The following is a 13,633-nucleotide window of genomic DNA, read 5'->3' on the forward strand; positions in this document are numbered from 1 at the left end:
CTTTTTCTCAACCTCAATCTGCAGCAACAACTGATTCAACTATTCCTGCAGCGCTTGGTAACACGATCTCTGGGCTATTATTTTTATCCGGCCACATCCGAGCAGTAACTCGCACTCTCTTCAATTGATTCGTGACGTAAACCACCCTCCACATCACGCCATTTGCCTCGCTCCTCCTAAGCGTAGCTCCGCCGGTTGTCGGCGATGCCAAACCTCTATTCTGAGCCTCAAGCCCTTCCGAAATGCGATACATATCGACCAAACCCTGGCGCAAATCCGAGCCAATGGGCCGATTAGAGGATGCCTCCAACAGACGCCCATCTTCCATCTCAAGCGAAATGCTATAGCTCAGCCAACCCTTTCCAGGCACCACATCGGGAGCATCAATGACCACGTCCACGGTCCCTCCAAATCGGAAGCCCATGATGGATTGTCCGTGCCGCCAAACCGCAGTTACGGAGAACGGTATAACGAATAATTTCTCAAGAACAGCCCGCTCCTCCTCAGCATTCTGATATTTGGTCTTTATGCCAAAGACACAAGACCTCAACCAAACCTGCAACGGATTGTCACGCTTGTCCTCAGCTGACACCAGAAAGTAAAGACCTGCAATTGCGGCGCCCACAGCGATGATAGCCCATACAATTGGACCTCCTAGCGAAATAAGGCCCAAACTCACCGCGCCACCACCGATCGTCGCAGCACCACTGACAGTCAGCAAAATACCTGCAGCCATCATTCGGCTGCCTGCATCGTAGTCCTTGTCCCCAATCAGACCGGCGGCATCAGATAGAGTCATCACGCCCGCGATGATGCCCGCCGCACCTCCAAGGACACCGCCGATCGCAGTTGCCCGCACGGCGACAACCCCTGCGACTCTCGATGCCAAGTACGCACGCAGAGTAAGCATCGCACCAGCCACTTCCAGAGCAGCCCCACTAAAACCAAGGATCGACGCGGCCATCTTTGCATATGCTTCAACCGAGGGCTTGTCCTCCACTTCCTTCAACGAGGCCATAAAGGCAACAGTTTGAAATCCGGCGGCCCACACTGCCAAGCTCCCAGCTGCGCCACCATTCTTCAGCAGGGCAATTGCACGGGTGCTCCATCCTCCTGACGTTGCTCGGGGCAGTGACTGCATAGCAGCAGGCGCGGCAACCACAGATACGGATGCATTTCTTGCGCGAGCAGCCGTCACACGGGCGGCTTCATCAGCCAGCTCGCGCTGAGCGCGCTGGGCGGCTTGCTCAATCAGCCCCTGCTTACGAAGTTGCTCATATATTTTCTCCATACTCGAACTGAGCGGCGTTCTTGTGAACTTTCGCCCACGACTCGCTGCCGCGGCTGCTTTACTCTGAGCGCGCACCCTGCGATTGACCTGACGACTCACTTCACGCGCTTGCTGTCCAGTTAGAGATTCCAGCTCAATGACGTCACCCCACTGTATCCGCAGTAGTGGAATCTTCTTCCGCCCAGCCTCCCCCAGTTCATCCGTGACATCGGCAAGGTTGATTGAGGATCGGCGCACACCTTCTGGGTCCACCGATCGCTGCAACCTGGCCTCTAGCTTGTGCCCCCATGCACTCTCCTTGTTATCGCGAATGAAATCCGCAACGGTGACCACTTCCAGAACAGGCTGCACTGCAGTACGGAACCACAGAGCACCCGCGATGGAAAAAACCCGCAGATTCTTGAACCCAGCAAACTTGATATCAGTGAGCATTCCCTGCGCACCGGTAATCATGTTTCGAATTGCTTCATCCGTTGCCAATGCATTTCGATAGGCCGCGACACGCACCGGGCCGGGCTTCCACTTCGGGTCCGGCGGGTTCCCTGCCAAGTGGGACTGAAGTTGCGCGGTGAATGCTGCGTGCTCGTCAAGCCACGACTGATATACGCTATAACTTGATTTAATGATGCCCTGAACATCAGCAGCCTTGTTCTCTGCAATATTTGCAAGCAAGCTCTTCTGACCGCCAGTGATCACCCAATACCAGAGATTATTTTCAGCGGGCTTCTCAAATTCCTTGACCATGTTCTTGCGATCGGCTTCGCAGAGTGCGCCACCGCCCAGTACAGCTGCAGTCTGACAGACCATCTCCAGAACGCTCTCGGGTTCAGCCACGTCGAAGTCATGCTTTACGCACGTCTGCAAAGCCCAGCCGTTCGCGAAGGAGCTGCAATCCTCGACATGTGCGTCCAGCAGTTCCGGAAGGTTTCCAATCTCCGCCTTGAAACTTGACTCGAAGCTTTCAATCTTCGACGAGTCTATTTTGTCCAGATAGTCCTCGACCCACTCTTCGGCCTTTTCGGCGCCACCAGCTTTCCAAGAGGCCCCAATCTGCTCGATCAAACGCTTGACTGCGATCTGCCTGCTGTATTTCTGATTGATTCTTTCGATACTCAGGCGCCGCAGGCTTGCAAAATGCCGAATTTCCATGGCAATACCCATCGGATCGTGCAGGTAAACCGCAACACCGCCACCTTCGTGCATTCCCGCCATTCGCGAGGCAATAGCTGAAGCTCGCCCAGAATAATCGGCTCCGGGCGTAATGCTCTCGGCATACACCTGGTGCTTCCCTGTGAATTCAGCAGCATACTCGCTCAACTTTCCCAGGCCCTTTCCAAAAAGGCATGCCTGAGGATGCGCAAGCGATCCGGCTTTTGCGGCGGACATCAAGTCAGGAACCGAGTAGACCTGAAAGCGCCTTTCCACGTAGGTGGGATCGATGTCGGGATCTTCCGAGCTTCGCTCAGGCATCGCCTTTCCTAGCAACCCAGCTTCGTACACTGCGAGCTGATGCTCGGTCTGCACGACACTGAAGTAGGCCAGCCAGATTCGCTTAGCCTGCTTCGGATCCCGAATCGAGAATGCGGCCGAACGCACATTGTGGTCAGTCCTTCCACATTGCGCTTCGGTTGGTTCCGCGGTTGTTGTCGACGTCATTTCAGAAAGTGAGCCGTCGGCGCCCACTACGAACGACCTCCAGGTACCCGCACCACGCTCATCCAGCATGTAAAGGTAGCCTTGGCTCAGCATGCGTAATGCAAGCACCCCAGCACTCAGACTGTAGTCTTGACCATCGAGGCTCGCCGCCTGGGTCTGGGCTACCGTTTCTTTCGGTGTGTAGGCAAAGCGCATTGGCAGGATCGGAAAACCTGCCTTGTCGCACTTCTTGCAGTCGCCAAAGGGTGCCGTGTTCTGTACCGAACGCTTGACACTTCCCGCAATCGCGGCGCCATCAGCCATATCCCGTCTCCCTCGATTCGTCCTTGATGTTCTTCTGCCACTGTCCGCTTTCCACGTCGCGCCACCAACTTGACGAGGCTTCAGCGCTCTGATCCGCGTAAGACGCTTCTCCTGATGCTGCCTGCTTCAGCCACATACAAACCGTCGGATGCCGCTCAATTTCCGGATGTACCAGCACTTTATGCAGGAGAAAACTGACGGCATCCGCCGTATTCTCCGGCGGGAGCCCCAGCTCGATCCCACAGTGAACTGCCAATTGCAGTTGTTGTTCATACGCAGATGGACGTTCACCAAAACGCTGCAGTTGCGCGATCGCCGCAACGGCGGGGACCACCCACCCTTCATGGATTGAATCGCTTGAAATGATGCCCTCTCGATCAGCAGCAGCCGGCATCCTGTGCGGAACGAGGCGCGCGTTTCCATCGAAGCCTAGCTGAAACCATTGCAACCAACCATCTGGCGCATAGACGGGGCACTTTGAGAAAGATGCATGCTGGACTACTCTCGGATCGTAGAATCTTTTCAGATTCCTATTCCCATCCCTCGTGCGCGTAACGGCCATCTGTTTGATGGAAAGAGCGATCGAACCCGGAGACAGCTCTGAAGACAACCAGCCGCAGACGGGCTGCGGCTCCTGCCAATCCTGGCGTCGCTCCCATGCCAGCGACACGGTCTCTTCAAGGAGCTCGTCTCGACTTCCCAGAACTCTGACGACATAGGGGCAGAGTGCCCTGTCAAGGCCATAGCTCGTCAAATCGACCAGGTGCTTCTGCCTATTGAATTGGTCAATGCAACTCAGATCAGTACGCGACATTGGGTCGATCAAGACAAACCACGGCTGCGCGGATGCTGCAATTTGGTCACGCAGCGCCACCAGAACGTCGAACCGGTCGTCATAGCGCGACATTTGCAGCCCCTGCCTTTGCCGCGTCTACGCTTGCCTCGTTGCACTTGTCGAGGGTGGCACTCGGCACCTTCGCCTCCCCCGCCACACTCGCCGGCCCCACCCAGTCCCGCTGGCTCGCCTTGAACTCCACCTTGCCGGGCGCGCCCAGCTCGATGTTGTCGCCCTCGATCCGGATATAGGCACCCGCCGCCGTCGCCAGCAGATGCTTGCTCGGTGCCGACAGCTGCACATCCGCTTCAGTACTGGCGATACGCACCTGGGTCTTGGCCGCCACGATCATCTGGTTCTTGTGCGCCCGTGCACTCACCTTGCCCTGCGCGGCATGCAGCGCGATGCCGCGCTCCTGGTTCGGGCTTTCACCGCTGGGCTGCACGCCGGCGGTATAGAGCACCAGTCCGCCGGCCACCGCCATCGTCAGTGAGCCCTGCGTCATCCAGTTCAGCGCCACACCGCTGGCCAGCGTGGTGTGGGTGCCGCTTACCCAGACCTGGTCGGCCGGGGTCAGGCTCAGCACGCCGGCCACGCCACTGCCCAGCAGCACCGGCGCGCTCCAGCCGGGCGCTTCGCCGTCGCCGCCGGCGATGCTGCCGGCGGCACTGCCGCTGTGGGTGGCGCGCAGCGCCTCCTGCAACTCGGTCAGCGTGGCATCCACCGGCAGTTCGGTCGGGTCATCAGGCAACTGCGCCTGCTGGTTGGCGGCCGATTCTGCCAGCTGCTGCAGCAGCTGCTGGCTTTCCTGCAGCTGGCTCAGTGCCTGCGGCGCGGCCATCTGCGGCGTGCCCTGCTCGGTGGTCAGCAGCAGGCCGCGGCCGGCGCGCAGTGCGCCCTGGGCCTGGGTGGACAGTTCCACGCCAAAGCCCCGCTCGCCCTCGCGCACGTTGTCCTGGCCGCCCTTCAGATGGCCCAGGGTCAGCGTGGTCTCGTGCTGGGTGGTGGACAGCTGCGCGCGGCCTTGTCCGGGCGTGTCATCAAAGCGCAGCTGCTGGTAGCCGCCGGTGCCACCCTGGCTGTCGGCCAGCGCCTGGCTCTTGAAGCCGGTATACACCGCGGCGTGGTCATTGCCCTCGAACCAGGCCGCGGCGTTGCCGGTGGCGCTGGCGCCGCCGCCGTTGATCTGGTTGTGCTGCGCGTCCTGCTGGCCACGGCCGTTGTAGACCGCACCGACCACCACCGGGCGGTCGATGTCGCCTTCCAGAAACGCCACCAGCACTTCCTGCCCGCGCCGCGGCAGCACCACGCCGCCCCAGTTGTCGCCGGCCCAGGGGGTCATCACCCGCACCCAGGTCCAGGCGCCGCCGTTGGCAGGGGCGTTGTCGTCGCCACCGGGATGGGCCAGGCCGCTGCTGGCGTTGCCGCCGCGCTGCCACGGGAACTGCACCTTGATGCGGTGGTCGCGGTCGGACAGCAGCGGCTCGCCGTCGCTGACCACGATCGCGCTGAGCGTGCCGGTGATGGTCGGGCGCGGATGCAGGTGCGCGCCGTGGCCGTCTTCGGTCTGCGGGCGATAGCTCACCTCGGCCGGAATGGCGACGAAGCGGTTGTCGTAGAACGCGGTGGATACTTCGCCCGACGCCTGCCCATTGGCCAGACCGGACAGCGCGCCCGGCAGGTCCGGCGCGGTCACGCTGGACGGACCCAGGGCCTGCTCCAAGGCATCGAACACGTCGGCATCGAGGTTGTTGCGTGCCTGGTGGTGTACCGACAGGCACAGGAACTGCGCGTCCTCGCCCACCTGCGGATGCTGCGACAGGCCGAAGCGCGCGCCCGGCGCCAGTGCCCGCCATTGGCCGGCACCGTCGATGGTATGCGCGCGCACGCGCAGCGCATCCAGGTGCTGCTGCGCGCGGCGCTGGCCGCGGGCGTTGTCCTGCCAGCCATAGGGCCCGCAGGTGTCGCGGTCGACGATGCCCAGGTCGTTGTTCTGCGCGGCCTCGGCGCTGGCCTGGCGCCGCTCCAGGGTGCGGTAATCCCAGGTCGCACGCTCGACCTTGCCCGGTCGCCAGCGGTGCGAGGTGGACCACTGCTGCACGCTGTCGCTGCGCTCGCTTTCGTCGCGGCGATGGAAGCGCACGCTGCCCAGCTCGGCGGTGTCGTGGCTGTGGTCGGCCAGCACCAGCGTGTGCGCGCCGAAGTCCGTGCCACCGGGCTCGCCGGCATGCTCGAACCAGTAATAGATGCCCTCTTCAGCCAGCAGGCGCTGGACGAAGGCCAGGTCGCTCTCCTGGTACTGGGTGGTCAGGCTGCGTCGTGCGTACTGGCTGGCGTCCCCCAGCGACCACCGCCAGGCCGGGGCCAGCCCGCTGTAGTCGGCGAACAGGTCCTCGACGATCTCGACCACGGTCTTGTCGTGGAAGACGTAGCTGTCCACCCGCTGTGACAGGAACGCCAGCCACGGTTGCAGGCGCAGCCGGTAGCGGGCCAGGCCGCCATTGCTGCCCAGCCGCTCGGCGGCGGTGATGCGGCCATGCAGCGGGCGCACGCTGCCATCGGCCTGCTGCAGTTGCAGCAGCGCGCCCTGCCCGATCAGCGGTGCCAGCTGCAGGCCGGCGTCCAGCGACAGGGCGGTGATCGTCCACTGGAATCCGGGGCCGTCGATCTGCTCGACGCCATCGAGGGTTTCGGCGACCAGCACGTCGCTTCCCAGCGACGTGTGCAGCCGCAGGAAGCGCTGTGCGTGCGAGGGGCCGGCCAAGGCTGCCCGCAGGTTGTTTACCAGGTCCATGGTGTTTTCCCGACGTCCCCTACTTCAAGGTGGTCTGCATGCGACGTGCGCATCGGTTGCCTCCGCTTCCCGCTTCCACGCGGCCTGCGCCCCGGCAGGGGCGACAGGCACGCACGGCCATCAGGCGGCCTGGACGATCTCTTCCAGCTGCAGGCGCACGCCCTCGCTGATCTTCAGGCGGTAGTCGCGACCACCGGCCGTGATCTGCAGTTCGCGCACGTTGCTCACCAGCTGCGGCTTGCCGACCACCGGGGCGTCCATGTGGATGCGCCAGGAACCGCGGCTGATCTGTGCGGCGATGTTGCGGGCGTCCTGGCGGGCCGCCGGTACGGCGGTATCCAGCAGTTCGATCACATGCTCCGGGCGCAGCCGGTTCCAGGCACGCACGCGGTCCAGTTCGCGACCCAGGCCCAGTTCCAGGCTGTCGCAGTGGTTGAGGGCCGCGTCGCGGTCAAATCCATAGAATTCCATCAGCGTTCTCCTTCTGCTCAGTGTCATGACACTTTGTATTTGAAGTCACCCTTCTTGCCGGCGGTGACCTTGATGGCGTTGATCCGATTCCCTTCGGCCATTGCCGCCAGCACGCTCTCGGCGATTTCCGGCAGCAGGGTTCCATTGAGGATGTGGTCAACGTTGCGCGCACCCGAGTCCACTTCGGTGCAACGTGCAAGCACGGCCTCCACCAGGCTGTCGTCCCAGCTGAAGGTGGCCTTGTGGTTGGCGATGACGCGGTCGCGGATGCGGCCGAGCTTGAGCATGATGATCTGCGCCAGCACGTCATCGTTGATGGGGTAGTACGGCACCACTTTCAGGCGGCCGAGGAAGGCCGGCTTGAAGGTGCGCATCAGCACCGGGCGCAGCGCTTCGGACAGCGCCTCGGCACCGGGAATTTCATCGGCCGGCTTGTTCAGGCAGGCCTGCATGATCTGCGAGGAGCCGATGTTGGAGGTGAGGATGATCAGCGTGTTGCGGAAGTCGATCTCACGGCCTTCGGCGTCATCCATCATGCCCTTGTCGAACACCTGGAAGAACATCTCCAGCACGTCCGGATGGGCCTTCTCGACCTCGTCCAGCAGCACCACGCTGTACGGGTTGCGGCGCACCGCTTCGGTCAGCACGCCACCTTCGCCGTAGCCTACATAACCCGGCGGCGAGCCCTTCAAGCCCGACACGCTGTGCGCTTCCTGGTACTCGCTCATGTTGATGGTGACCAGCTTGCGCTCGCCGCCGTACAGGATGTCGGCCAGCGCCAGCGCGGTCTCGGTCTTGCCGACGCCGGACGGGCCGACGAACATGAACACGCCGCGCGGCTTGTTCGGGTCTTCCAGCTTGGCGGTCGCGGTGCGCACGCGCTGGGCGATCGCGTCGAGCGCATAGTCCTGGCCGATCACGCGTTCGACCAGCAGCGTACCCAGGGTGCGCACGGTGCGGATTTCGTCCTTGACCATGCGGCCCAGCGGCACGCCGGTCCAGGCCGAAACGATCTCGGCCACGACGGTGCCATCCACCTGCAGCGGCACCATCGGTGTCTCGCCCTGCAGCTCGCGCAGCTCGGCCTGCAACCGCGCCAGTTCGGCGTGCTGCGGCGACAGTTCCGGTTTCGCCTTGCCACGCTTGGCGGCCGGCTTGGCCACGGCGACATCACCATCGCCTTCGTCACTGGCCGGCTCGGCCTCGCCCGGCACGGCTTCGCCTTGCTCCATCTGCTGGCGCAGGGTGGCGATGCGGCTGGCCAGGTCACGTTCGCGGCCCAGGCGCTCTTCGTTGCTGGCCAGCACGGCCTGCGCTTCGGCCTGCTGCGCATGCAGTTCGGCCAGGCGTTCCCCATGCTGGTCACTGCCGCCAGCGGTCTCGCGCTGCAGTGCACCGATCTCCGCCTGCAGGCGATCCAGGTGCTTGCGGGTGTCTTCGATGATGGCCGGCGTCGCACTCTGCCCCAATGCCACCTTGGCGCACGCGGTATCGAGCACGCTCACCGCCTTGTCCGGCAGCTGGCGACCGCTGATGTAGCGGTGCGACAGACGCACCGCCTCGGTCACCGCCTCATCCAGCACGCGGATGTTGAAGTGCGATTCCATCAGCCCGACCATGCCGCGCAGCATCGCTGCGGCCAGCGCTTCGCTGGGCTCTTCGACCTTGACGACCTGGAAGCGCCGGGCCAGCGCCGCGTCCTTCTCGAAGTACTTCTTGTACTCACCCCAGGTAGTGGCGGCGATGGTGCGCAGCTCGCCGCGCGCCAGCGCCGGCTTCAGCAGGTTGGCCGCATCGTTCTGGCCGGCGGTGCCGCCGGCGCCGATCATCGTGTGCGCCTCATCGATGAACAGGATGATCGGATGCGGGCTCTTCTTGACCTCGTCGATCACGTTCTTCAGGCGATTCTCGAATTCGCCCTTGACGCTGGCACCGGCCTGCAGCAGCCCCATGTCCAGGGTGTGCAGCTCGACGCCCTGCAGCACGTCGGGGACATCCTTGTCGGCGATTCGGCGGGCAAGCCCTTCGACCACGGCGGTCTTGCCGACGCCGGCCTCGCCGGTGAGGATCGGATTGTTCTGGCGGCGACGCATCAGGATGTCGATCACCTGGCGGATCTCGCCATCGCGGCCGATCACCGGGTCGATCTTGCCGTCGCGTGCCCGCTGGGTCAGGTTGGTGGTGAACTGGTCCAGCGCCGGCGTCTTCGACAGGCCGCCCTTGGCCTCACCGGGCACCGCGCCCTGCTCCTGATCGCCCTCGCCCGACGCCGATGCGTCGGCGAAGCGCACGGTCTGCACCGCTTCCTGCGAGCCCTCGGTGAGCTTGGCGAAGTCGTGCTTGAGCTCGTCGCGCTTGAAGCGCACGAACAGCTTCGACCCGCGATACGCCAGCTGCGACAGGTCTGGTTCGGTCAGCAGCGCCAGCAGCAGGTGACCACTGCGGATGCGGGTGGTCTCCGAATCCAGCGAGGCGATCAGCCAGGCATGCTCGAACAGCTTGGGAATGTGCTGGGAGAACACCGGCGTGCGGCTGTTGCCGGTCTTGAACTGGCTGATCTCGTCGTTGAGGTCGCGCTCCAGCGATTCGGGCAGGATCCCGCTGCGCCGCGCGATCAGCACGAAATCACTCTGCGGCTGCTCAAGCAGGGCCAGGAACAGGTGCTCCAGGTCCACCTCGTAGTTGCCACGCGCCATGCACAGGTTCGCTGCCCGTTCGGCGGCCAGCCGGCAGGTGTCGTCCAGTTTGCTGATCAGGGTCTTGAGGTTGATGCTCATGCGGAAACGCGCACTCCTTGCTGGAACCGTTCGGGGGCCGGCGGCGCGGACGCCATCGGCGCTGTGTCATTGCAACGTGTGGATGCCATAGGTGGTGTCCTCACGCGAGGTGGTCTGCGCCTGGGTGCACAGGTAGCTGTCCCAGCCGAGGCGGACGCCGCCACCGCCGCCAAGTGCGCTGCCCTGCACATCTTCGGCGCGCAGGACCAGGCGCACTTCGTATTCAAGGATGCCGCCGGTCAACAGCGACAGCCATTTGGCAAGCGCCTCGGCGGCACTGCCACCGGGCAGGAACGCATCGAACTGATCGCGGCGCAGCGGTCCGATGCGCAGGCGCAGGCGCAGGTCGCGCTGCCAGACCCTGTCACCGGCCAGCGCGCTGGCGCCCAGTACGGCGTTGGCCTGGCCCAGGCGGGTCGCCTGCCCCGTGGGAACGCGATACCACGCACCGACGAACTGCTCCAGATGCAGCGGAACCTGGAAGTAATCGGAAAGCACCCGCTGCATCAGCATGGCCGAGACCGGACGCTGGCGCACCGCGCCGGCGTAGTAGGCCACGGCCTGATCGAAGATCTCTCCCTCGCCCTCGTGCAGGCGATCGCGCAGCTCGCTCATGCCCATGCCGAGCAGCGACAGCACCAGCGGCAGGAAGCGCTCGCGACGATCCAGCTCGTACTGCAGCGCCAGGCGGTGCTTCTTCCATGCGGCGTAGTGCAACGACACCGCGCGGGTCGAGAAGATGTCCAGGAAGGCGCGTGCGGTGCGGTCGCGCTGGTACAGCTCACGCAGCTGCAGGGTTTCGGTGTAGTGCAGCGGCAATGCACCGGCGGTACCCAGCAGGCCCATGAACTGCGGGGTCAGATGGACTTCGGCCAGCTCCTCGCCGTGCAGCGCCTGCTCGATCGCCTCGTGGCCCTGCAGGCGCTCGCCCTTGAGCGAGTACACCTCGCCGTCGGCCGCCAGTTCGGTGGCCGGGAACCCCAGGGACAGCGAGTTACGGAAGCGCACCCGCATCGGCACGGCCTGGCCGGGCTTGACGCCCTGCCGCTGGAAGACCTGCTCCAGCAACCGCACCGCCTGGAAGAACTGGAAGCGGTGCGGTTCGGTGAGCAGCTGCTGGGCTACGCCAGGATCGATTCGCCGCTGCGCGCTGGGCATCGGACGATCTCCTCTCCGCTGTCGCCGGACACCAGCACCAGTCGGGTAAAGCTGTTGGCATGCACGTACAGTGCAAAGAAGTGGTCCATCACCTGGGCGAAGGCGGCCACACCGGTACCCACGAAATGGGCTTCATTGAGAGTCAGGCGGATCTCCAGTCCTCGCACCACCGAAGCGAACTGGCGGCCATGCATCCAGGTCGTGACCGGGGTCTGCTGCAGTTCAAGGATGCCGTCGATCTGCCGCGCCGAGACGCTGCTGCCGGACAGGTCGTACAGGCGCAGCATCTCTTTCAGCGCAGGCAGGCCGCTGGCGGTCAGCGACAGCTGGTTCAACGACAGGTGGGAGATGAGGCGCCACTGCGCATTGCGACCGTGGCGGAAGCGCAGCGGCTTGGTTGGCTTGCGCAGCAGGCTGATCGCCTTGGCCGGGCTGCCACCTTCGATGTTGAGGTCACCCCCGGCAACGCCGAAGGCCAGCTGATTGGGCAGATCGCGGTTGCTGCAGGTCAGCTCCAGGCTGACCGTATCGGTCTGCGGCAGCACCGGATTGAACGACAGGTCGACGAAGCTGATCTCGGTCTCGAACCCGGGACTCTGCCGGGCCACATCCTCATCGCGACGGGCGACCCAATACTGGCCGGTGCGCTCGGGGTCTTCACCATGATGCAGCGAGTAGAACGGACGGAACGCCTGGATCAGCTCGCCCTGCGGCGTCTGCCGGATGCGGTGCACCGAATCGATGGAGTGCACCTCGTAGGCAAAGGCGCGGCGGGCGTCGGCCAGCACCGGATAGTTCACCGTGCGATGGGTGACCCGGATCGGCTCGCCACTGGTCCGGAACAGGTTGACGATCGGCGTGCAGCCCAACCTCAGGTTGTGCGGCCCCAGCTCCTCCAGCACCATCGTGTTGTCGCGCTCCTGGCCCTGCGTCTGCAGCACCAGATGCAGGGTGAAGCGGCGGCTGGCGCTGGCCGTCAGTGCCGGCAGGTGCAGGTCCACAAAACCGAATTTCTCCGGATAGGCGAACAGCTCGGTCAGCAGCCGGTAGGCCGGATGCGAGCGCGCCGGGAAGTCGATCAGCGCTTCATCCTCGGCAAAGCCGACCGGACTCAGCGGCACGCTGTCCAGGCGACGCCAGCGGCCATCACCATCGGACTCCACGTAGGCCGCCTTGACGCCCAGCATCAGCGCGTCGCGCAGCGCGGCACGCACTGACGGCTCGCCGTCGAGGAACAGCCGCAGGCGATCGGTACCGAGTTGATGGAAGCCAAGCTGGTCGGACAGCAGCTGGAAACCCATCGAGATCTGGCCGCCACTGCCGGCTGGCAAGGTGGTGGCCATTGGCGCGTCGGCCACGCTGCGGTACACCACCTGCTGCACGCCGATCGGGGCCAGCACCACGTCATACGCGGTGCGGAAATCGCAGGGCACGCCCCGCACCGGGCGGCTCTGCAGGGCGGTGCCACGCGTCACGCGGACCGGCGCGCTCAACTTGGAGGCCACGCCTTCCATGTCGAAATGGGCGATCGAACAGGACGGAAACGGCCGCAGGTAATGCGGATACAGCACGTCCAGCAGCGCATCGGTGAACTCGGGATAGTCATCCTCGATGCGCTTGGATACGCGCGCACTGAGCAGCGCGAAGGCTTCGATCAGGCGCTCGACATGCGGGTCCTGGCTGCCCTCGGCAGACAGCTGCAGGCGACCGGCGATCTTCGGGTAGCGCTCGGCGAACTCGCGCCCGTAACGACGCAGATAGGCCAGTTCCCGCTCGTAGTAGGGCAGCAGATCCTGCATCAGGCGGCCTGCGTGCGGCGTGCGCGGGTGACTTGGTACTGCAGGGTCGACGGCTGCAGCATGGCGTCAAAACTGACCGGCTCACGTGCAGGCTCCAGGTCGAGCAGCGCGTGGATGGTGAAATGCAGGCCGCCGGCAAACTGGTTGCCGGCATCCAGGTGTACGTTGACGTTGCGCAGGCGGCGCTCGTGGCGTGCCACGGCCTGCTCCAGCGAACGGCAGATCGCCGCACGGTCGTAGGCATTGGCCAGGCTCATTGCCGAGAAATCCGCCAGCCCGTAGGTCAGCAGCGATTGCCGGCAATTGGGAAATTCCTTCATGTCGCCTTCCTGGAACGCGGCGCGCGAGTTCAGCAGGCCCTCCAGGTCGCGGGCGATGGATTCCTTGTACTGCTCAAGCGAGACGGACTTGAAAACCGGCCCGGCGCCCGTTTGCTTGGGGGCGTCGTCGAACAGTTTTTCCAGCAGGCTGGGTTCGAGTCCCTTCATTGGATGATCCACTCAGGTTCGGCATCCGTGCGGGCGGCAACGGTGCAGCAAAGGCAGGGCC

8 protein-coding genes are annotated in these 13,633 nt (G+C 63.9%); all 8 read right to left on the reverse strand.

Annotated features, from left to right (window positions below):
* Positions 1 to 13: 13 nt before the first annotated feature.
* The 8 genes from QZ853_RS17290 to tssE all read right to left on the reverse strand — a co-directional run bounded on the left by QZ853_RS17290 (position 14) and on the right by tssE (position 13,572).
* A complete protein-coding gene (locus QZ853_RS17290) occupies positions 14 to 3,250 on the reverse strand; it encodes a toxin VasX (protein ID WP_295575826.1) in 3,237 nt (1,078 codons plus the stop codon).
* A complete protein-coding gene (locus QZ853_RS17295; protein ID WP_295575828.1) occupies positions 3,243 to 4,157 on the reverse strand; it encodes a DUF4123 domain-containing protein in 915 nt (304 codons plus the stop codon). Before QZ853_RS17295 ends, QZ853_RS17290 begins: the two co-directional genes overlap by 8 nt.
* Positions 4,144 to 6,879, reverse strand: coding sequence for a type VI secretion system Vgr family protein (tssI, locus tag QZ853_RS17300; protein ID WP_295575831.1), 2,736 nt, complete (start codon positions 6,877 to 6,879; stop codon positions 4,144 to 4,146). The genes QZ853_RS17295 and tssI overlap by 14 nt, the downstream gene beginning before the upstream one ends.
* Positions 6,880 to 6,999: 120 nt before the next feature.
* Positions 7,000 to 7,350: a hypothetical protein gene (locus QZ853_RS17305; RefSeq protein WP_295575834.1), complete on the reverse strand. Its 351-nt coding sequence runs from the start codon at positions 7,348 to 7,350 to the stop codon at positions 7,000 to 7,002.
* Positions 7,351 to 7,373: 23 nt separating this feature from the next.
* A complete protein-coding gene (gene tssH / locus QZ853_RS17310; RefSeq protein WP_295575836.1) occupies positions 7,374 to 10,127 on the reverse strand; it encodes a type VI secretion system ATPase TssH in 2,754 nt (917 codons plus the stop codon).
* Positions 10,128 to 10,193: 66 nt separating this feature from the next.
* The gene (gene tssG, locus QZ853_RS17315) at positions 10,194 to 11,285 is read right to left on the reverse strand and encodes a type VI secretion system baseplate subunit TssG (protein WP_295575838.1); all 1,092 of its coding nucleotides are present in this window, start codon (positions 11,283 to 11,285) and stop codon (positions 10,194 to 10,196) included.
* Positions 11,249 to 13,084 (reverse strand): type VI secretion system baseplate subunit TssF, encoded by a 1,836-nt coding sequence (gene tssF, locus QZ853_RS17320; protein ID WP_295575840.1) that lies wholly within the window; start codon positions 13,082 to 13,084, stop codon positions 11,249 to 11,251. The genes tssG and tssF overlap by 37 nt, the downstream gene beginning before the upstream one ends.
* On the reverse strand, positions 13,084 to 13,572 hold the full coding sequence (gene tssE / locus QZ853_RS17325) for a type VI secretion system baseplate subunit TssE (protein ID WP_006465264.1): 489 nt from the start codon (positions 13,570 to 13,572) through the stop codon (positions 13,084 to 13,086). The genes tssF and tssE overlap by 1 nt, the downstream gene beginning before the upstream one ends.
* Positions 13,573 to 13,633: the final 61 nt, after the last annotated feature.

It is taken from the genome of uncultured Stenotrophomonas sp. (assembly GCF_913778665.1).
Lineage (GTDB): Bacteria > Pseudomonadota > Gammaproteobacteria > Xanthomonadales > Xanthomonadaceae > Stenotrophomonas.